The organism is Pseudomonas sp. ZY71, from assembly GCF_036542145.1.
Lineage (GTDB): Bacteria > Pseudomonadota > Gammaproteobacteria > Pseudomonadales > Pseudomonadaceae > Aquipseudomonas > Aquipseudomonas koreensis_A.
This window is the reverse complement of the sequence record NZ_CP144274.1, coordinates 2,699,410-2,720,367: the sequence shown is the minus strand read 5'-3', so window position 1 is coordinate 2,720,367 and position 20,958 is coordinate 2,699,410. Positions and strand designations below refer to the sequence as shown.

Here is a 20,958-nt window from a genome sequence, read left to right as displayed (position 1 = left end):
GTTGTATGAAGCCAAACCGGGGGGACTCTCTGGCCGCCCCTCAGATGCAGACCATATTATGGTATTCCAAACAATTCACAAGACTGATCCGTAGTTTGCGGTGCTATCTGATACGCCATCCTTACTGAAACCGCGGCTTGCAGACCAGTCGAAAGCCCCGTAAACGCTGAGTTTCCGACGAACGCGGCACGTTTATCGGTTCAGCTTAAAAGGCCTTGCAAAGATCGAATACTGGTATACCATCAGACCAACAAACACATAAAAACAGTAGCACCACACCCGAGGACCGACCAATGATCGATGCCGCCATCTACAAACAAGTCATGGGCTCGTTCCCGTCCGGCGTAACCGTTATCACCACCCTGGACGATGACGGTCAGATCGTCGGCCTGACCGCCAGCGCGTTCAGTTCGCTGTCGATGGACCCGGCGCTGGTGCTGTTCTGCCCCAACTACAGTTCTGATTCCTACCCGGTGCTGATCAAAAACAAACGCTTTGCCATCCACGTTCTGTCCGGCGGCCAGCAAAGCGAGGCCTACGCCTTCGCCCGCAAAGGCAAAGACAAGGCCCAAGGCATCGAGTGGACCTTGAGCGAACTGGGTAACCCGATCCTCGCCAACGCGACGGCTATCATCGAATGTGAGCTGTGGCGCGAATACGAAGGCGGCGACCACGCCATCATGGTCGGCGCGGTGAAGAATCTGATCGTTCCCGAGCAAATCGCCGGGCCGCTGGTGTACTGCCACGGCAAGATGGGCGCCCTGCCCGTCCTGGCCTGATCGTCAGATCCGCACAAATCAACTGTAGGAGTGAGCCTGCTCGCGATAGCGATTTATCCGATGTCGATGTTTTTTCTGACACACCGCCATCGCGAGCAGGCTCACTCCTACAAGTTTTGTAGCCTCAACAACAAAAGATCCGAGGAAGCGTCATGAAATTTTCCCTGTTCATCCACATGGAACGCTGGGACGAAAGCGTCAGCCACCGCCAACTGTTCGAAGACCTCACCGAACTGACCCTGATGGCCGAGGCCGGCGGTTTCAGCACCGTGTGGATCGGCGAACACCACGCGATGGAATACACCATCTCGCCGAGCCCGATGCCATTGCTCGCCTACCTCGCCGCGAAAACCACCACCATCCACCTCGGCGCCGGCACCATCATCGCGCCGTTCTGGCATCCGCTGCGGGTTGCCGGTGAATGCGCGTTGCTCGACGTCATCAGCAACGGTCGCATGGAAGTCGGCCTGGCCCGTGGCGCCTATCAGGTTGAATTCGATCGCATGGCCGGCGGCATGCCTGCCTCCAGCGGTGGCCAGGCATTGCGCGAAATGGTCCCGGTGGTCCGCGCCCTGTGGCAAGGCGACTACGCCCACGACGGCGACATCTGGAAATTCCCCACCTCCACCAGCGTGCCAAAACCAATTCAAAAGCCCAACCCGCCAATGTGGATCGCCGCCCGCGACCCGGATTCGCACAACTTCGCCGTGGCCAATGGCTGCAACGTAATGGTCACGCCGTTGATGAAGGGCGACGAAGAAGTCCTCGACCTGAAGAACAAGTTCCAGACTGCGCTGGATAACAACCCGGATGTGCCGCGTCCGCAATTGATGGTGCTGCGCCATACCCACGTGCACACCGCTGACAATCCGGATGGCTGGAAAGTCGGCGCAAAAGCCATCTCACGTTTCTATCGCACCTTCGATGCGTGGTTCGGCAACAAGCAAACCCCGGTCAACGGCTTCCTCGCGCCAAGCCCGGAAGAGAAGTTCGCCGGCCGTCCGGAGTTTGAACTGGAGAGTCTGCACAAGACGGCGATGATCGGAACGCCGGAAGAGATCATTCCGCGGATCAAGTACTACCAGGAACTGGGCGTGGATGAGTTCAGTTTCTGGTGTGACAACAGCTTGCCGCATGAAGAGAAGAAGAAGTCGCTGGAGCTGTTTATCAAGCATGTGGTGCCAGCGTTTCGCTGAGAACCGCGTAATTGAACAGCAATAAAAAGGGGCGAATTCATCGATATGAATTCGCCCCTTTTTGCGTTTGTCGGCGAGTGAACGTTACCCCTGAACGGCGGCTTTCCGACTCCGGCGCGACTGCTTGAGATTGAAACGCAGCTTGCGCACCCCATGAACGATGCGCGGAAACCACAGCGTCCAGCGAGTGTGCAACATCACCCCGCAATCACGGCTGTCTTGTCGCGTCATTGAGGTGATCTGCTGTGGCAACGGCACACCATACTTGATGCACTTGGTGATCAGTGCGTCGACATTGCGCTCCATGAAATTCAGCGCAACTTCGCGCCCGGCACTGAACACAGCAATGTGCTTTTTCAACGCTGCCAGCGTGTCGCGATACGCGGCATAACTGCCCATCACGTACTCAACGTCCTTATGGCTCTGCGTCAGCGAACCGCTCCTGACCCGTTGAAAGTAATAGTCCGCTGCCGTGGCAAAAGTGGCCTGGCTGTGCAGGTAAATATTCATGCTGAACACATGATCTTCATGCGCCCGCCCTTCCAGCCGAACCACAAAACGCTCGCACACCGAACGCTTGAAAATGTATTGCCACGTCGCCGCGTGGTACTTGCCGGACAAAATCAGATCCTGCAGCAAGTCGCGCCCCGCCTCGAACCAGCCATTGCGACTGGCGGCGGTGTTACGTCGCAACAGTTGCTTCTCGCCGTCCACTTCGGTGTAGGAACGCTTGGAAAAATAAAACAACTCAAGCGCGGCGTTGGCCTGCACCTGCTCCACCAGCGTCGAAAACAACTCCGGGCTGACCACATCGTCCGGATCGCAGAAGAACACATACTCCCCGCTCGCCAGCGCCAGACCATTGCGCCGGGCAGCGCCAACGCCCTGATTGATCTGGGTGACCACTTTGACTTCCGGGCGATGGCCAAAACCAGCTTCAATCACCGCGAGCGTGCCATCGGTCGAGCCGTCGTTGATCAAGATGATTTCATGCAACGGCACGGCTTGATTGATCAGCGAATCGAGGGTTTCAGCGATGTAGGACTCAACGTTGTACGTGGGGATGACGACGGAAATTTTCGGGACAGACACGTTGTTGAGCACCTGAAATGACGGCCTAGGCCGATACGGGATTGGTGAGGCAGGGTTGACGTGCGCGGCCGCAGGAAGGCACGTACTCGAATGATTCACGACACCGTGATGCCGTTATGCTTTCGCATGATAAATGGCCAACGGTTGGGGCGTCAAAGAACGAGGCCGGCTGTATTGCAGCGATTCACTGTTGCGGGGTAACCGGGGACGGAGCACTGACTAGTACTACTCAACATGGAGTTCGGCTAACTGCGCCTCAAGCGCAGACTCGCTCTCAAACCAGTAATCAAACCCTTCGCTACCACTTTTTTTCAAGTACAAATAATACCCACCCGTGTCGCCATCACGATCATCCTCAACAATGATCTCCCAGCCCGAATACTCACCACCCAAAACCACACCTTCCCTGATCACTGCCATGAATGCATCCTCACCCTACAGGTTACAGCGAATATCGGAGAAGTCTGGCGAAAGCTCTGCGTGCTGAGGTGCATCATCAGGCGCAGAGCCTAGAGTAGATTTGAGGGGATCCCTCAGGGTCTGTCCACATTTATCAAATTTACCCGTTTACTCTCGCCATTTTGACGCCGCCCGCCCCTAGATGATATTTAAACTCACTTATCCAGGTGACCTTGCACAAGTGACCTGTCATATAGGATCCAGAAATTCTTCGCCCTCCAGTTTTTCAAAATATCGAGAATTCCGAGCGAATATGTTCTGTCAGCCCAGCCAAATCCTTGTATGCCAACGGGCCAAGTAAAGGCTCGTGGATAGATAAATACACTGCGGCAGAAATATTCGATTTAAACGCGCATTCTTCCACCTCCCACAGTCTGGAGGGCGCGATCATCCAATTAATCCCAGGTAGTCCCTCGCGTGACCGCCCGACAAAAGACCATGACAACGCCCCCTTGTAGCCTTCCACCGTGGCCCTCAATTTATCAATAGCATCCTCGCTAATAAACTTGAATCTGAAAGCGATAAATGGAGGAAGCCCAGAATGATCTTCACGCCGCATTTCATTACCAACCTTCACTTCAGGAAATCGCTGCTGATATTTCCGCCACTCCAGGACGCCTATATCAGCAATAACATTGAGAAGAAGTCCTTCTTGATTCTCAATCTTCATAAACTAAAGACCTTTTAAGTTATCTGAAATCTTAACACCTTCGGGATTCATCCCTTTGATGTGCTGCTCCCAATCTCCTTTTGGAATCGGGTTCGAAGACAGACGCGGATCATATACGTAGCGGCCATCTGTATAAACCTGATGGTATATCTGATCTGCTTCGATTTTGCCATTTTCAAATAGCGTTAACTTCCCAGACTGCACGGGCCTAACTTCTATAATTTTCCCTTTGCCTTCAGCGGCGTCAAAGAGTTTTATCGCAATTTCCGAGCAGTCGACGCTATCGCACGCTACCATTTTTTTGATCAGTGGGCTTTCCATTGCATCAACCACAGATTGGATAGGTGGATGTTCGGGATTCACTGGCCTGAATGGTCGATCCATTCCTGGTGGAATAAATTCGTCAGGGACCTTTTCAGGAGGTGGCGGCTCAACTTCCGAAGGCTTGACGCCATCTTTAGGAGGCAGATCGCCATCCTTAGGGACTGTCGTATCTACCTTCGGAGGCGTGACGTCAGTTTTTGGCGGGGTTACCGGTTTAACCGGATCAATGATCGGTACATCTGTGTCCCGTACGACGCTTGGCAGCTTAGTGATTTGAGTTTTAACAACGTCGAGATCAAACGAAGCTCCAATTTTCTTGACCGTATTCACCGAGACGTCAATACCCATTCTCGACAAGATCAATGCACTATTTGCAGAGCTGCTGCCTCCGCCAATCAGAAGCTGGATAACAAGCGCAACGGACTGGCCCATCTGCCGTCCGAGGTTTTCAGCGTTGGCATCGCCGCCTTCGACAGCTGCCTGCTTAATCTGGTCGATTTGAGATTTGAACGCATCGGCAACAGCCTTACCCAGAAGCGCTTGGGCTTCATCGGAGCCTGCGAATTCCTCGATAGCCTCCCAGCTTTTCATAGGATCCCGCATAAGCATGACGGCGCTATCCAGAGTTCCCAAGCCCGCTCCGGCCATGCCATCTGTGAAACCCTTCATGACTCCAGCCGTTGTCAGGAGATCTTGACGCAGTGACGTCACCCCCCACTTTTCGATGATCGCCAACTTCTTGAGCACATTAGGCTCAGCATCAATTTCTTTCTTGGCCTGCACATACTGCTGCGTCGCTAACCAGTTGTTATCGACGTTTGCCGCAGCCGCGTTGTTCGCGGTGGCGGCACCATTCGGAGTACTCATGGCCGCAATGCCGGTCACGATGCTGGCGATGATGTTGCGTTTGGCCTCTCTCGATTCAGCGGTTTCGTTCGGATCGGCGTCAGCGAACAGGCCGGCCAGCAGACTGGCGGCAGATCCGCCCAAGGCACCTGCCGCGCAGCTCTGGCTGCTTGCGGCGGCGCCGGCACAACCGAGAATTGCGTGCAGCGCTGCGTGTTCAGGGCTGCCTTCCTTCAAGCCTTTTTTCACGAGGTCGCCGATGTACGCCGAGCCTTGTTGCTGGAGGTAGTTGACTACCATGTTTTGCGCGAACTGAGCGCCGCTCCCAGCCACGTTGCCGCTGATACCGGCGACCAGCGCCGTTGCGATTTGCCGGTAAGTTCCACCGGCGCCCCAGTTATCGCCAATCTCCTTGATCTGCTGATTGAGCTGTAAATAATTTTCGTGGTGCGCTATTCGATCGCTGAGAGACAAACTCTCATTGTCAGCAGCGGCTTTTTCAGCGTTGGCCTGCTCCTTTTTCTGATCGATTTCCCGCGCACGACTATCGATATACTGGGAAACGTTTTGCACAAACTTGCCGACGATCTCGAAATCCACGCCGATTTCCTGGGCGTCGAAAATCGGTTTTAGTTTGTTGCTGCCGTCACGTTCACTGGAGACATCGGTATTGATCGCGGCAATGGCCTGCTCCGCCGTCTGACCGGTCAATTCCTGCTGTTTGGTGCCATTGGTAATAGTAACGGCCGCACCGCTGATGCCACTTTGGGTGGTGCTACTGGAACTGTCTCCGGCGTATAGCACCACCGGCGTGGACATGCTGACGCCACCTTTATTGGGCACCTTGGGACCATTGGGGTTGGCCGTAGCGCTGGCATTACCGTTGCCATCACGACCGAGACTGCCACCATAGCCACCGCTCAGGTTGATGCTGGTTGCGTCGTACTCAGCCTTGTTCTTGATGTCAGACGTGGTCAGCGTTCCAGTACTCAGGGTGTTCTTGCCATCGGCTACCGCTTTGTCGGTGCTGGCAATGACCGCACCCACAAGGTCGGTATTGCCTTTGACCTCAACCTGGAAGCCGCCATTACCGGCCTTGATTCCTGATTGCTCGCTGACACTGGCGTACTCACTGTTCATGTTCTGCGCAGCGATGCCTCCACTGATCGTGCTCATGCCTGCACAGATCGGTGGAACGCAAATATTGACGCCGATGTTTGCGCTCAATTGTTTGGAGGTGTAGGTACTGGTGTCCTGCTGGCTCTCAATATTGAGATCACCGCCCACGTTGACCTTGACCTGATCAGCCGAAACGACGCCGCCTTTGATGTTGGTGTCGCCACCACTCTCCAGTTTGACGCTGTTGCCGCCCTTGATATACGTGTTGGTATGGGTGACATCGTCCCCATCTGCCATACCACGTCCCGCGTTGGCAGCCAGCTCAAACGAGACACCGTTTTGTGCCCCGCCAAAGCCGATGCCGATCCCGGCGCTCCAGCCAGAATTGCTGTTGGTGCTTTCCTGATGCGCGGTGTTTTGTGCCGACAGCAGGTTGATCTCACCGTCGGCTTTAAGGCTGACGTCACCGCCACCTTCAATCCGGCTGCCGATTACGTTGATATCGCTGTTGGCACCATCACCTGTGGCAACGATTTTTACATTGCCGCCTGCCACGACATCGCTGCCCACCACGTTGCGCCCACTTTGACTGCTTTCGCTATGGCTGCGACTGTCGCTCAGGTTGACACTGATCTTGATCCCGGCGTTCGGCGAGTTCATCAACGCCTTGCCCGCATCAACCGCCTGGTTGGCACTCATTGCCGCATTCACGGCAGCCAGCGCGACCATCCGGTCATCACTGGTTTTCTGCGCAGCTTCGCCCATCTGCTGAATACCCCGCAGAGCATCAAGCAATGGAATACTCACCGACCCGCCAATCGCGGTACGGCTGGTACTGGCGGTTCTGCTCGAATTGAGGGTATCGAAACCGGCCTCAATATCGACATGCTTGGCAGTGATGCTCACATCACCCAATGGGGTGACTAACTGGCTGGCGGATTGGGTGTAATGATCGCCCGCTGTGAGGCTGACATTGCCGCCCAGCGAGGCGATCTGACTACCCGATTGCCGAGTAGAATCATACTTCTCGCCTTCTTTTTGCTTGATGACACCTGTCGCGCCCTGCCACCAAGAGCCAATTTCACCAACCTTTTTGCTGCCGGATTTGGCGCTTGAACTCTCAGTGTTTTCAGCGCTGATAATTTCCAGATTGCGACCGGCATCAATCCCGATATTTTTGTCGGCAACCAGCGTGCTGCCCTCGACAACTGTATCGCGGCCACTCTTGATCTGAATGCTGCCGCCACTGATATCGCTACCAACCATTCGCGTCGAGGTCGTTTGCCGCTCCTGAGATTTCTGCGCGGAAGTCAGGTAGCCGGTGAGATTCGCACTGGTTTTGCTGGAGCTCTTCGATTGAGCGGTTGTTTTAGTTTCCTCACTGGCACCTACCAATATGTCGTTGGCGGCCGTAAGTTTTATCTCCTCCTTTGCACGCAATGCCGCAGCCGCCAGCGAAATATCATGGTCAGCCTTCAGTTCGATATTTTTCGCGACCAACTCCGTACTGTTCAAACGGGATTCAGTGACTTTCGATGAGCTGGACTTGCTAGAAGTCCAACCCTTCTTGGACGAAGCACTAGCGGTACTCGCGTAGTCTTGCGCAGCATCAAGATTGATATCGTGACCCGCAGTGGCGAGCAATGTCCCATCGCTTTTCAGCTTGGCACCGGTGGCGTTGAAATCCTCTCCGGCGGAAATCGCCAGCTTGTTGCCTGCTTGAACAACGGAGCTGACCGAAACGGCGCTTTCGCTTTCAGACATCGTCGACTTTTTCTTGCCGAACGAGCCTTTTTTGGTCTTCGAGTAGTACGAGTGATCTAGGTTATCCGCGGTTTCCAGATTTACATTGTTGCCAGCAAACAGATAAGCCTCATCCCCTGCACTGACTCGACTGGCAATCAGTTCCAGATCCTTGCCGGCATTCAACGTCATGTCACCGCCGGCAGTAATACCGGACATCACCTGTCTGACCTGATCATCCTGACGCGACATTTTCTTGTTAGCAGAACGCGAGTGCTCTTCATCCGCCGCCGAACTGATCACCAGATTTTCAGTCGCCGACATCGACACATTTCGTTTGGCCTCAATGTCACTGGCAATCACACTGAAGTCACGCTTGGCATCCGCCTTGAAATCACGCCCGGCATCAATATCCGCGCCCAATTGCGTGACACTGCTGACGGTGCCCCTCCAGCCCAGCGACGCGCTGTCGTTGACCTGCACAGAGGCCACGTTGACATCGCGACCGGCGTTCAACGCCATGTCCTGGCCGCTTTTCAGGACGCCGCCGATGACGTTGATGTCGTTGGCCGCTTTGACGGTCAGGTCGTTGGCCGCCTCGATCCGCGCTGCGTTATCGGCAAAATCCTGATGCCGGGTGACGGTGCCGTACTGGTCGTCCATCGAGGTGATGGTTCGTTCGTTGATCACATCGCCCGTGCGCGTGGTCAGGCTGACGTCCTTGCCGGCAATGATGCCGCCGGCCTTGTTGACGATGTTGTTGGTGGCCAGCAAGTCCAGACGGTTGCCCGCTTCGATCGAACCGCTGTTGACCAGGTCCTTGCCCGCTGTCGCGGACAAGTTGTTGGTGGCCTTGAGCGTGCCGACGTTATCGAGGTTTTCCCCCGCGATCAGGGTCACATCGTTACCGGCAATCAGTGCCCCGGTCGGGCCGAGACGGCCGCTGGCTTGCGCCAGATAAACCACCGGCACCAGGACTTTTTCGCCATTCACTTCGTGCTCTTCGAGCCAGACAATATCGTGGGTCAGCGCGGCGACTTGCTGCGAGGTGAGACCGACGCCGACGGACAGGTTGAGCGCGTCCTTGCTGGCGATGGCGTTGTTCATCAGGTATTTGAACATGCCCTCGTTGGAGGTCTGGCCGTCGAGGAAAGCCTGCCCCGTGCGGGCGGTGACGGCTTGCTGGATCAGGCGTTGTTCATAGAGGCCATCGCCCAGGCGTTTGGCGCTCTGATCGGGGTTGTAGCCGAGTTTTTCCAGCAGGTAGTCGGAGCTCATGAACGACTTGAGGTCGGTGAGTACCGGGTTGGTTTCGATCAGGTATTTGTGCGGATTCGAGGGCGCTGTGGTGTCCGGCAGGCCAGTGACACGCGTGACCGGACGAGTGTCGATCGACTCTTTGATGTCGTTACCGCGGCCGGGCTTGCCCGAGCCGGCAGAACTCTCCGGCACTTTTGCATCGACGGTACTGGCGACTGCCTGAACCATGCTCGGGGTCGGGTGGAATGTATCCACGAAGCGGGTGCTGTCGGACACCCGCGCAGGTGCATCAATGAACAGGTTGCGCGGCCCGCCGCTGCTGGCGGCAACCATATGGTCCTGGGCATTTATCGACTCACTGGCAACCGTCCACGTCGGTGCTGGGCCAATGTTGCCGGCAGTGACGCCACTGCTGCCCTGCCCGCTCAGACGGAACAAACCGTTCTCGCCCGTCGGCAGAGAGAAACCAGGCAGGCTCAGCGGATTGACTTGCTGTTGCGCAAGGTCCGGCGGCAACTGGCTGTTGATGCGCACAACGACGGTGCCGCTGTTTCCGACCGTGGTATTGGCAACTTTGTTGGTGCCACCCGTTGAACCGTAGTCCTGATGGATAACGCTGTTTTCAACTTCCCGGGTGGCGGTAATCGAGACGTTACCGCCGGCCTGAATCACTGCGTTGCGCGAGTTGGTGGTATCGGCAGCACCGGTGCTGTTAACCGGTTTCTCGACAGCAACGCCTTTTTCGAACGGTGCCAGTTCACTCGGTATGGCCATCAGGTTATTCGGGTCATACAGCGATGGCGTTGAGGTTTCGAAGCCCGCGGTATACCCAGACATGGCCCGGCCATATTTGCGACTACCGACGTTTTCGCCCGTCTCGGCGTCGACGATGACGATGCCATTGCCCACGGTTTTGGCGATCGCTTTACGGATCAGGCCTTCCGGCGCAATAACGTAATACACGAAAGGGAAATCAGGGTTGTTACGCTGGTTGTACGGCAGGATCACGTTGGCCATGAATTGCGCCGTGCTGCCCGTGCCCATCTCGAAGTTGTATTGACGCGTGACTTCGACGGTTCCGCTTTTGGCACCGATATTCTTCAGGCTGTCTGCGGTGATGGTGATGTTGCCGCCCGCCGCTACCGTGCTTTTGCTGTTGAGGAACGTGCCGCCGGTGAACGTAAAATCCTTGCCGACATTGAACATCGCCGAAGCGCTGGTATCGGTGTCGAAGAATTGGTAGGTCTCGCGAGTGGCGAGGAAGTTGTTGAAGGTGCCGCCAACGCAGTCGCCACAGCTGGCTGCAATCAACCCGGAAATGAGCTTGCGTTCAACCGACGCCGTCGGCCCTTCTGTGCGGTTTTCAAACACATCGGCACTGAGCGTAAACCCGCGCCCGCTCTCCATCGAGCCGGAAATGTTGTACACCCCCGCTGCCCGTGCCGCGCCGGCATACCCGCCGATCACCACATCGCCCAGACCGTAGAAATCACCGTGCTGGTTGGTCAGCGTGCTGACGCCGAGGGTCATGTTATTGCCGCTGAAAATCAGCCCGCGATCGTTGAGCAACGAAGGCGTGTTGATGATGAGGTTCTGCGCCGCGCCCAGGGTGCCGTAGTTGGCAACACTGCCCGCGTTGATCGTCAGGTCTTCGCTGGAGGTCATGCGTCCGGCGTTGCTGAGTTGCCCGCCAACATTGACGGTCGACGTGGCGCCCACCGCGAAACTGCCGGCCGCCGCGACGTTCATCTGCGCGACGGAAAGGTAAGCGCCGCGCTGACTGGTCAAGCGGCCGCTGCCGGCGTAGGTTCCGCCGATTTGCATATCGAGGATGCCATCACTGGCGATCAAGCCATCGTTGGTCCAGTTGCCGCCACGGATCTGCAGGGAATCGGAAGCCAGCAATTTGCCGCTGGCGGTCTGGCTGAACTGCCCGACGTTAACGTTCAGGCGACCGGCCTGAATGACGTTGGAGTTGCTCCAGCTGTCGGCGTTGAGTTCCAGCAGCCCGCCGGTGACGATGCTGCCGCCCGCGCCGATGACATTGGCGGTGGAGATGTCGAACCTGCCGCGCCCGACGTGGTTGAGTTGCCCGCCGGCATTGAGCAGGCCGCCGACGGCCAGGGTCATGTCGGTGTTGGCGGTTTCCAGTACACCGTTACGGTTATCGAGCAAACCGCCGATCTGGAACAGGGTTTTGCCGGTGTTGCCCAGCGAACGCAGACGACCATTCTGGTTGTCGACGCTGGCAGCTTTTACGCTCAGTTGGGTATCGCTTTCGATGACACCCGTGCCGTTACGCAACGCGCCGCTGAGACCGAAATCGATGCGGTTGGCAGCGATCTGCCCGCCAGCATTTTCCAGACTGGTGCCGGTGACGCCCAAAAGTCCTTTCGAATACATCACGCCAGAGCTGTTATCCAGCGCGGCTGTGGTGATGCCAAGGTCTGCCGCTCGTGCAGAAATCCGCCCGCCATTGTTGTTCAGGCCGGCCAGTGCCGTCAGGGTCAGACCCTGCGCCTGAATGATGCCGCCCTGGCGATTGTTATTGAGGTCGAAACCGTTGCGCAGCACACCGACGGTGCGCGCTTCCAGAGCACCTTTGATGCTGGAAAGCGTGCCGCCACGGTTATCGATGTTGGCCGCTTTGACCAACACATTGCCGCTTTGCGCGATGACCTTGCCGCTCTGGTTATCGAAGTCAGCGCTGGTTTCAAGGCTCAACGCGCCTTCGCTCTGGATCGAACCTTTGCCGTTGCGCAAGCTGGCGGCGGTCAGTTGCACGCCAGCATTCTGGCTGAAGATCAGCCCGTCCGCGCTGTTGTTTACGACGCCCGTGGCAATGATCTGCAGCTGTTCATTGGCCGCGAGGGTGCCCTTGTTGCTGTTGTCCAGCGAACCGGTGCGCGCCTCCAGCGTGGTCTGGCTGGCGATCTGACCGTTCTGGTTGCGCAGGTCGGTGACGCCCTTGATCAACATCGCGCCGCTGCTCGCCAGTTTGCCGGCGTTGTTGTTCAGCTCTCCGCTCAGGTTGAGGGTAAGCGCAGCGTTACTTGCGATCTGGCCGCCGTTGTTGTCCAGACGTGTGGCCGTGGCCGTGAACGCCTGTTCGGCATTGATTGAGCCGCCGGCATTGGTGAACGCGGTGCTGACGATATCCAGTGCCGCGCCACTGAAAATCAGCCCTTGGCTGTTATCGAGTGCGCCGCCCAGCATCAGGACTTGCCCTGCGCCACTGCTCAGATTGCCCTTGTTGCTGTTATCGAGGCTACCCGCCTTGACGTTCAGATTGCCTTGGGCGACGACAGCCCCGGCGTCACTGTTGAGCAGCGCGTCCTTGAGGTCGACCGAGACATCGGCGAACTTGCTGGAGAGTGTGCCGCTTTTGCGGTTGTCCAGGCTGTCGGCGTTGACAGTGAGTCCTTGCCAACCGGAGATCAGGCCTTTCTGGTTGACCAGCTCGGTGCCACGCAACAGCAGTTTTTCACCGCTGATGATTTTGCCGGCGCTGTTGTTCACGGCTCGGGCAATCAGCTCGAAACCGAGGTTGCTGGAAATCTCCCCGCTCTGGTTGTTCACCTCACGCAGACGTTTGAGTGTCAAGGGCCCTTGAGCCGTGAGCACGCCGCGCTGGTTGTCGAGATCACCATTGGCCAGATCGAGAGTGACGGCTTTGTCACCTACCAGGCGTCCGCCGTTCTGGGTCAGGGAGGTCAGCTTCAGATCGATGTCACCGCTGGCGGAAACTTCGCCGCCATCGCTGGAATCCAGTCCGGTGGCAGTCAGCGTCAGATTGCCTTGGCTGTTGATCAGACCGCTATCGCGGTTGTTCAGGTCGGCACTGGTGATCTCAAGGGTTTGCGCCGCACTGATCAGCCCATGGCCGTCATTGCGTAGCAGACCGTCCACGGTCAGGCCGAGGTTGCCCCGGCTGACCAGGTTGCCGCTGCTGTTGTTCAAGCTTGCGGCACGCGCGTCGATGGTGGCTGCACCGATCATGCCTTTGACGTTGTCGAGTGCGGCCGCGATGCGCAGGGTCAGGCCCTGATTGCTCAGGAGCTTGCCGTTGCCGTTGTCGAGGCTTTGCGCGGTCAGGGTCAGCGCTTCGGCGCTGGAAATTGTGCCGCCCTGGTTGTTGACGCCGTTGAGTTGCTTGAGCAGCAGCGTGCCCGGCGCGTTGATCAACCCACCGATGTTGTTCAACTGGCCGTGGTTCAGGTCCAGGCTCAGTTGCGTATTGCTGAACAGTTTGCCGCCCTGTTGATCGAGGCCGCTGACCGAAGCCGTCAGCGCATTCTGACTGCCGATACTGCCGTCGCCACTGTTGGTGACCTGGCCAGCCGTGAGGTTCAGGGTGTCGGCGCTGCTGAGGCGACCATTGCTGTTATCAAAGGCACCGGTGGTGACCGTGACGGCACCTTTACCGCTGAGCGTGCCCTGCTGGCGGTTGTCGAGGCTGGTGCTGTTCAGTACCAGCACGCCGTCGGTGACGATCTGGCCACCCTGATTGTCGATGCTGGTCTCGCTGTCCAGCGTCAGGTCCGCAGCACTGGACAGGCTGCCTTTGACGTTGGTCAATTTCGCGTTGTTGACCGTCAGCGTGCCTTCGCTGCTGACCTTGCCCGAGGTGTTGTCAAAGCCGCCGGTGAGGTGCAGCAGCATGCCTTGCTGACTGAGCAATTGGCCGCCGTTGTTGTCCAGCGAGCGCCCCTGCAGGTTGAACTGCGAGCCCGCATCGAGCAGACCTTTAGTGCGGTTGAGCACTTCGTCGACGGTCAGCGTCAGGGCCGTGCCGGTGAAGATTTTGCCGCCGTCGCTGTTATCGAGCTTGGTACCCGTAACGCGCAAATCGCCTTTGCTGCTGATCTCGCCGCCACGGTTGTCGAGGTCAGCGACGGTCAGGGTCATATCTTTGCTCGACCCCAGCAGACCGTTCTGCCGGTTATCGAATTGATCTGCCTCGAGCTTGAGCACGCCGGTAGCGATCAACTGACCCTTCTGGTTGTTGACGGTTTTTGCTTGCACGCTGGCATCGGCCTTGCCGGTGATATTGCCTTCACGGTTATCCACGCCATCAGCGTTGACGGTGAGTTGGCCGTCGGCGATGACGGTGCCGAGCTGGTTAGCCAGGGTCTTGTCGGTGGTGAGCAACAACTCGCCGCGACTGCTGATCAGGCCTTCGTGGTTGTCCAGACTAGCGCTGTGGCTGTCCAGCGTGGCGGCGGAGATGACGCCTTTGAGGTTGTTCAGTGCTGCGGCAATGCGCAACGTCAGACCCTGCTGGCTGAGCAGTTTGCCGTTGCTGTTGTCGAGGTCGTGCGCGGCGAGCGTGAAGGCTTGCTGGCTGGAAATTTCCCCGCCCTGGTTGTTCACACCGTTGAGGTTTTTCAACAGCAGCGTGCCGGGCGCATTGATCAAACCGCTCTGGTTGTTCAACTGGCCGTGATTCAGATCGAGGGTCAGATCAGTCTTGCTGAACAGCTCACCGCCCTGCTGATCCAGCCCGGTGAGCGAAACGTCCAGCGCCTGCTGGCTGGCGATACGGCCCGTGGCGTTGTTGACCTGCCCTGCCTTGAGCGTCAGCGCCGCGCCGCTGGTGAGTTTGCCACCCTGGCTGTTGTCGACTGCGCCGGTCTCGATCCGGCTGAGGCCTTGGCCGTAGATCGCGCCTTTTCGGCTGTTATCAAGACTGCCGCTGTTGAGGGTCAGCGCGCTGTCGGTGTTGATCGAACCGGCCTGATTGAGCAACGCGCCAGTGCTGGTGAGTTTCAGGTTGCCGGCACTGCCAAGGCTGCCGTTGCTGTTGTCGATGCGCGCAGCATTGACAGTCAGCGTGCCGTCGCTGCTGATCGCGCCGAGCGAATTGGTCAGCGCGTCATCAAGGGTAATCACCAGACCGTTGAGGCTGCCGAGATTGCCGCCGCTGTTGTCCAGCGTGGCGCCGGTGACTGTTACCGCGCCTTTGGAGGCGGCAATCAAGCCTTTGCTCTGGTTGATCAGTTTGGTGACGCTCAGCCCAATGTTGCTGCCGGAGAGGATTTTGCCGCCATCACTGTTATCCAGACGCAGGCCTTTGACGTTCATCAGCAGGCTGCTGGAGATCTCGCCGCTGCGATTGTCGACGTCGTCGACCGAGAGTGTCAGCGCTTTTGTTGTGCCGACCAGCCCGCCGTTGCGGTTGTCGAGCGTCTTGCCAGTCAGGCTCAGATTGCCTTGGGCAACCAGCGCACCGCCCTGTTGTTGCAGCAGGCCGATGGTGGCCAGCAGATCGCCCTGGCTGGAAATCCGTCCAGCCGCGTTTTGAATTTCCGCAGCCGTAAGGTTGACGGGGCCGACCGCACTGACCAGACCACCACTGTTATCCAGACGAGTGCCAACATAGGTCAGGCCTTGCTTGCTGCTGATCACGCCTTTTTCGCGGTTATCCAGTTGCGCGACATTCACGGTCAACTGCTGGTCGGCCTGAATCACCCCGCCCCGGTTGTCGGCCGTGTCGCCGCGCAGAGCCAGCGTGCTGTTGCCAGTGACTTTACCTGCGCTGTTCAGCAGCGTGCCGGCCTGCGCATCAATCGCGCCTTTGGCCGAGATGTCACCCTTGTTGCGGTTGTCGAGTGTGCCACTGATGCGTGCAGTCAGGCTGCCATCGCTGACCAGCGCCCCGGCCTCGCGGTTATCCAGACTGGCTGCCTTCAAAAACACGGTGCGTGCCGAACCGAGAACACCGTCACGGTTGTCCAGCGCACCGCTGAGATCGATATTCAGGCCCAGGTCACCGAGAATCTCCCCGCGGCGGTTATCAAGCCTGCCGCCGGTGACGACGATGTTCTGCCCGCTGAGCGTACCGCCCTGGTTGTTCAGGGTTTGCGCGGTATTGACCGTCAGATTGCGGCTGGCGGTGAGGCGCTTGCCGGTGTTGTCGAGATTCTGCGCGGTGAGGTTCAGATCGCCGCTGGCGTTGCGACTGCCATCGGCGTTGACGCCGGCTTCGATGGTCCCGGCATTGGTCAGTTGGCCGCCGGAGCTGAGAGTGATGCTGTCGCGGGCCGCGAGGGTCTGGCGGTTGCTCAGGTTGCCCTGGGTTTGCACGTTGACGCTGCTGCCGGCGTAAACCGCGCCGCGTGCATCGAGGCTGGCGGCCTTGACGTTGACCGCGCCCGTGGCCGAGGTGTCGGCCAGACTCAACTGACCGTTGGCATCCAGTTGAATATCACCGCCGCTGGCAATCAGCTTGCCGTCGAGTTTCACCCCGACGCCGGCCTCGGTGCCGACCAGTTTGATCGCGCCCGCGTACATGCCGCCGAGTGCCGACGAGTCGATGGCCAGTTGCGGTTTGCTGCTGCCGTCCTCAGCGCGCGCGGTGGCATTGAGCGTTTGTGCATTGACGTCGTTGCGACCGGCGACAATCGTCAGGTTCTGCGCCTGAAGTTGCGCGTTGATCTTTGCGCTGCGGGTGATGATTTCAAAACGGTCGACGTTAGTCGCGTTGAGGCCCGCGCCCTCGATGGCCACAGAACCCTGGTCAACCTGATAACGCTCCAGCCGGCCGTTATCGAGCACGGGTTTGCCGGTAGTCAGCGTGACGCGCGGCGAGTTGATGAAGCCACAGCCATTGCAAGTGATGCCGTAAGGGTTGGCGACGATCACCCGCGCCGACTGCCCCGCCACTTCGGTGTAACCGCGCAACTGGCTCGGGTTGCCGCTGATGACTTCGTTGAGAATCGCCTGCGCCGAACCGCTGTTTTTCAGGTTCGGGTTGTCGACGATGTGCCCCCCCAGTTGCGTAACCGTATTCTGTGTTGAGCCGTTGTTGAGGATCAGCCCCTGCGCGCCGACGTTGTAGTCGTGGAACTGGTTATGCGACAGGCCGCTGGCATTGGGCGTGGCAATATTGATGATCGGCACGCCATTGCCGGCGCGATCCAGCGAGGTATTCGGGTTGGCCACCACGATGCCGTCGGCCTGCGCCCACATCGGTTGCCAGAACATGACATTCGCCAACAGGAACGCCAGCCCGCGTTTCGGCATGCCGAGGAAGAGTTCGCGGTTTTTAACGGCAGCAGCAGGCTCACTGGCGATAAAGGCTAGTTGACGAATGTCCATGTCAGAATCTCGGGGCAGGCGGTATTTAGAGGAAGAATTCCAGACGGAAGTAGATCGGTGCTTCACGCTCGGTCAGCGCATCCGGGCGTTCCAGGGAATGGGCAAACGTCACCCCGGCGGACAGGTGTTTGCCACGGGCAAACAGATCCAGCGAGTTGCTCGACATGCGCCCGTGCTGATCACCGTTGTATTGGTTGTTCTGAATCACGCCCTGGTCGTAACCCAGACTCGTGCCGTACTCGGTAAACACCGGTTGCAGCCACTCGACAGTGACCGGGCGCGACCAACGCAAATCATTGCGCCAGTAACCACCGCTGTCGCCGGACAGCGACTGATCCTTGTAGCCACGGATCGACGACGAGCCGCCGAGGCTGGTGCGCTGCGGACTGAACAGCACGTCTTCACTGCGCTGGCCAGTCATCAGGCTGCTGAAGCTGAACGACTCGCCCCATAGCTTGAACGGCTGCAAGTAGCTCAGGGTTGCGGTGTATTTGCGGTAGCGTGCATTGGGCTCGCTTGGGCCGGGGTCGTGACTGCCCTGCGCATCGAAGGCGCCGATACCTTCCTGCATGCCCGCGTCAAAGTTGACGAAAGCACTGCCGACCCGACGACCGTGGTTGAAGCCGAACTGCGCTTCGCTGATGCGGTTGCTGCTCAGTTTGAGTTTGCTGTCTTCGATGAAGTTGTTGGTGCGCAGATACGACAGACCCGCGCTGAGCGAGGTCTTGCTGACGGCGTCGCGATGGATCACCCGCTCGGCGCGCAACTGATGGTTTTCGCTGTCGCCGGTCTGTTTGAAGTTGTAGAGGTTGGCGGCAATTTGCGAGCGGTATTCGCTCTGGCTGTAGGTGTAGCTGAAGGTCCACCAGCCCCACGGCAAGCTGTAATTGAGCATGGCGTTGTTGGAGGTGTGCTGATGGTCAGTCATCGCGTCGTGACCGCCACGCAGGCTCAACTGATCCGTCAGGCCGAGCGGGCTGTCCCAGTCAAACGTGGTGCCCCATTGCTGTTCGCCGGTGCTGCGCTGGCCGTCGTTGTTGCGCGACAGCCCGACTCGCCATGGTTTCTGCGGCGTGTTGGTGACTAGCACTTCACTGCCACCGACGTTCTGGCCCGGCGCCAGCTCCATTTTTGCCTGATTGGATGGCAGGCGGTTGAGCTGATCGACCATTTGCTCGATCTCGCGCAGGTTGACCAGTTCACCGGTTTTGCCGGGAAAGGCCATGGCCAGTTCGCGCTCCGAGAGCTGGCTGTTTTCCGCGCCTTTCATGCCTTCAAGCTTGCCTTCGACCACCAGCACTTGCAGGTGCCCGCTGGACAGATCCTGCTGCGGCAAGTAGGCGCGGCTGGTGACCAGGCCTTTCTCGATATAGTAATCGGTGATGACCTTGAGCAGCTCGTTGAGCTGAGGTACGCCCAGGCACTCACCGATATAGGGCTTGAGCAGACGGTTTTTTTCGTTGTCCGACAGGCTGTCGGCACCCTTGAGCTCAATGTCTTTGATCGGGAAACAACGGGTATCGGTGGGGGCAGCCGGTTGCGCAGGCTTGACGTCCCTGCCGGGCAGATCCTTGAGTTCTTCGAGGCGCCGCTGCTGTTCTTCGAGCAGGCGATTCTGGCGGTCACGGATAAGGTCGGTGTCACCGGGTGTAGGGGCCGCTACGGCAATCTGGAGTGGAGACAGGCACAGCAACGCTACGCACAACCTCGCCACGAGGGCGGGTGAGGACATGTTCGATCCCTCGAGACGAAAAGTGACATCAAAATAGTGGCGCGATATTAGATGGCCATCATTTTGACGTCAAACAATCGTTTCGACCATTTGTCGGGTTTGTAACGAGGAATGTACAAATGGGATCGCAGTCCCGCGAGGCATAGCCTGATTAATCAGCGCCGCCTTTCAGTGTTCAACGCCCAGCCGCGTCGCGACGTCTTCCGGGGCCAGCACGCGACCATCGGCCGCCGTCAATTGCAGCTTGCGAATTGGCTGACGATCCTTTGCATCAACCATCACCGACCCTGGCTCACCCGGCGCATACATGAATTCACCGCCCCACTGCGACAGCGCGACGATCACTGTTTGCAGGGCTTTGCCACGCTCTGTCAGCACGTATTCCTTATAAGCCCCGCCGTCGGCGGCTGGCATCGCCTGCAGAATCCCCTGCTCCACCAGCCCCTTGAGGCGCGCGCTGAGCATGTTCTTGGCGATATCCAGACTCTTCTGGAAATCATTGAAACGCCGGATGCCGTCCAGCGCATCACGAATGATCAGCAGCGACCACCAGTCACCGATCAGGTCCAGCGTGCGGGCGACCGGGCAGGCATTGCCCTGCAAACTTTTGCGTTTCACGTAAATGTACTCCCTCGAATCAGTGGACAGCTGTGCGGCTCAGGGTTGCATCATACAACTCTGGCGCGGATCCACGACTGAACTGCGCAAAACCAGCACCTGCATACAAGTAGCCGGATCGCTTTGCGCTGATAGTGAATGCCGCCATTTCGGCAGCGAACCCTAAAGCAGGAGTTTCCATGAGCACCTTCACCACACAAGACGGTACCGAGATCTATTACAAGGACTGGGGCAGCGGTAAACCCGTGCTGTTCAGCCATGGCTGGCCACTGGATGCCGACATGTGGGAATACCAGATGGAATACCTGAGCAGCCGAGGCTATCGCACCATTGCGTTTGATCGTCGCGGTTTCGGCCGCTCAGATCAGCCATGGACCGGTTATGACTACGACACTTTCGCCGATGACATCGCGCAACTGATCAACCATCTCGACCTGCGCGATGTGACGCTGGTGGGCTTTTCCATGGGTGGTGGCGACGTCAGCCGCTACATCGCCCGCCATGGCAGCGAGCGGGTTGCCGGTCTGGTGCTGTTGGGCGCCGTGACGCCACTGTTCGGTAAAAAAGCCGATTTCCCGCAGGGCGTCGACAGCTCGGTATTCGACGGGATCAAGTCCGGCCTGCTGAAGGATCGCGCGCAGTTCATCGCCGATTTCGCCGCGCCGTTCTATGGCACCAATCAGGGCCAGAAAGTCTCCGACGGCGTGCTCACGCAAACGTTGAATATCGCTCTGATGGCCTCGCTCAAAGGCACGGTGGATTGCGTCACGGCGTTCTCGGAAACCGACTTCCGCCCGGACATGGCCAAGATCGACGTGCCGACGCTGGTGATCCATGGCGACGGCGATCAGATCGTGCCGCTCGAAACCACCGGTAAACAGGCGGCGGCGCAAATCAAGGGTGCCGAGTTGAAGGTTTACGCCGGGGCACCGCATGGCTTTGCGGTGACGCATGCGCAGGCGTTGAACGAGGACTTGCTGGCGTTCCTCAAGCGCTGAAAACTCAGCGCAGCAAAGTCCG

General features: G+C 58.1%; 9 protein-coding genes. 3 read left to right on the top strand and 6 right to left on the bottom strand.

All coding sequences use genetic code 11. The features are described 5' to 3' along the window. Positions 1–293 precede the first annotated feature (293 nt). The gene (locus tag VY732_RS12125) at positions 294–779 is read left to right on the top strand and encodes a flavin reductase family protein (RefSeq protein WP_016987069.1); all 486 of its coding nucleotides are present in this window, start codon (positions 294–296) and stop codon (positions 777–779) included. 152 nt (positions 780–931) lie between these two features. After that, on the top strand, positions 932–1,975 hold the full coding sequence (locus tag VY732_RS12120) for an LLM class flavin-dependent oxidoreductase (protein ID WP_007910852.1): 1,044 nt from the start codon (positions 932–934) through the stop codon (positions 1,973–1,975). A gap of 84 nt (positions 1,976–2,059) precedes the next feature. Here the strand turns inward: VY732_RS12120 and VY732_RS12115 are convergent, their stop codons facing one another. From VY732_RS12115 to VY732_RS12090, 6 genes are all read right to left on the bottom strand, one after another. After that, a complete protein-coding gene (locus tag VY732_RS12115; protein ID WP_331695518.1) occupies positions 2,060–3,067 on the bottom strand; it encodes a glycosyltransferase family 2 protein in 1,008 nt (335 codons plus the stop codon). A 225-nt stretch (positions 3,068–3,292) separates the two neighbouring features. Further along, positions 3,293–3,487, bottom strand: a complete 195-nt coding sequence (locus tag VY732_RS12110; RefSeq protein ID WP_331695517.1) for a hypothetical protein — start codon at positions 3,485–3,487, stop codon at positions 3,293–3,295. Positions 3,488–3,752: 265 nt separating this feature from the next. Further along, a complete protein-coding gene (locus tag VY732_RS12105) occupies positions 3,753–4,196 on the bottom strand; it encodes a hypothetical protein (RefSeq protein WP_331695516.1) in 444 nt (147 codons plus the stop codon). A gap of 3 nt (positions 4,197–4,199) precedes the next feature. Further along, positions 4,200–17,588: a hemagglutinin repeat-containing protein gene (locus tag VY732_RS12100; RefSeq protein WP_331695515.1), complete on the bottom strand. Its 13,389-nt coding sequence runs from the start codon at positions 17,586–17,588 to the stop codon at positions 4,200–4,202. A gap of 25 nt (positions 17,589–17,613) precedes the next feature. After that, positions 17,614–19,320: a ShlB/FhaC/HecB family hemolysin secretion/activation protein gene (locus VY732_RS12095; RefSeq protein ID WP_331695514.1), complete on the bottom strand. Its 1,707-nt coding sequence runs from the start codon at positions 19,318–19,320 to the stop codon at positions 17,614–17,616. Positions 19,321–19,488: 168 nt separating this feature from the next. After that, a complete protein-coding gene (locus tag VY732_RS12090) occupies positions 19,489–19,938 on the bottom strand; it encodes a winged helix-turn-helix transcriptional regulator (protein ID WP_331695513.1) in 450 nt (149 codons plus the stop codon). A 179-nt stretch (positions 19,939–20,117) separates the two neighbouring features. On the opposite strand from VY732_RS12090, the gene VY732_RS12085 reads away from it, so the two are divergent. After that, positions 20,118–20,936 carry an alpha/beta fold hydrolase gene (locus tag VY732_RS12085; protein ID WP_331695512.1) on the top strand — a complete coding sequence of 273 codons (819 nt, stop codon included), beginning with the start codon at positions 20,118–20,120 and terminating at the stop codon, positions 20,934–20,936. Positions 20,937–20,958: the final 22 nt, after the last annotated feature.

Excerpts from the sequence above, each read along its gene's own strand:
- VY732_RS12125 (WP_016987069.1), top strand. The coding sequence starts at position 294 with ATGATCGATGCCGCCATCTACAAACAAGTCATGGGCTCGTTCCCGTCC.
- VY732_RS12120 (WP_007910852.1), top strand. The coding sequence starts at position 932 with ATGAAATTTTCCCTGTTCATCCACATGGAACGCTGGGACGAAAGCGTC.
- VY732_RS12110 (WP_331695517.1), bottom strand. The coding sequence starts at position 3,487 with ATGGCAGTGATCAGGGAAGGTGTGGTTTTGGGTGGTGAGTATTCGGGC.
- VY732_RS12105 (WP_331695516.1), bottom strand. The coding sequence starts at position 4,196 with ATGAAGATTGAGAATCAAGAAGGACTTCTTCTCAATGTTATTGCTGAT.
- VY732_RS12100 (WP_331695515.1), bottom strand. The coding sequence starts at position 17,588 with ATGGACATTCGTCAACTAGCCTTTATCGCCAGTGAGCCTGCTGCTGCC.
- VY732_RS12095 (WP_331695514.1), bottom strand. The coding sequence starts at position 19,320 with ATGTCCTCACCCGCCCTCGTGGCGAGGTTGTGCGTAGCGTTGCTGTGC.
- VY732_RS12085 (WP_331695512.1), top strand. The coding sequence starts at position 20,118 with ATGAGCACCTTCACCACACAAGACGGTACCGAGATCTATTACAAGGAC.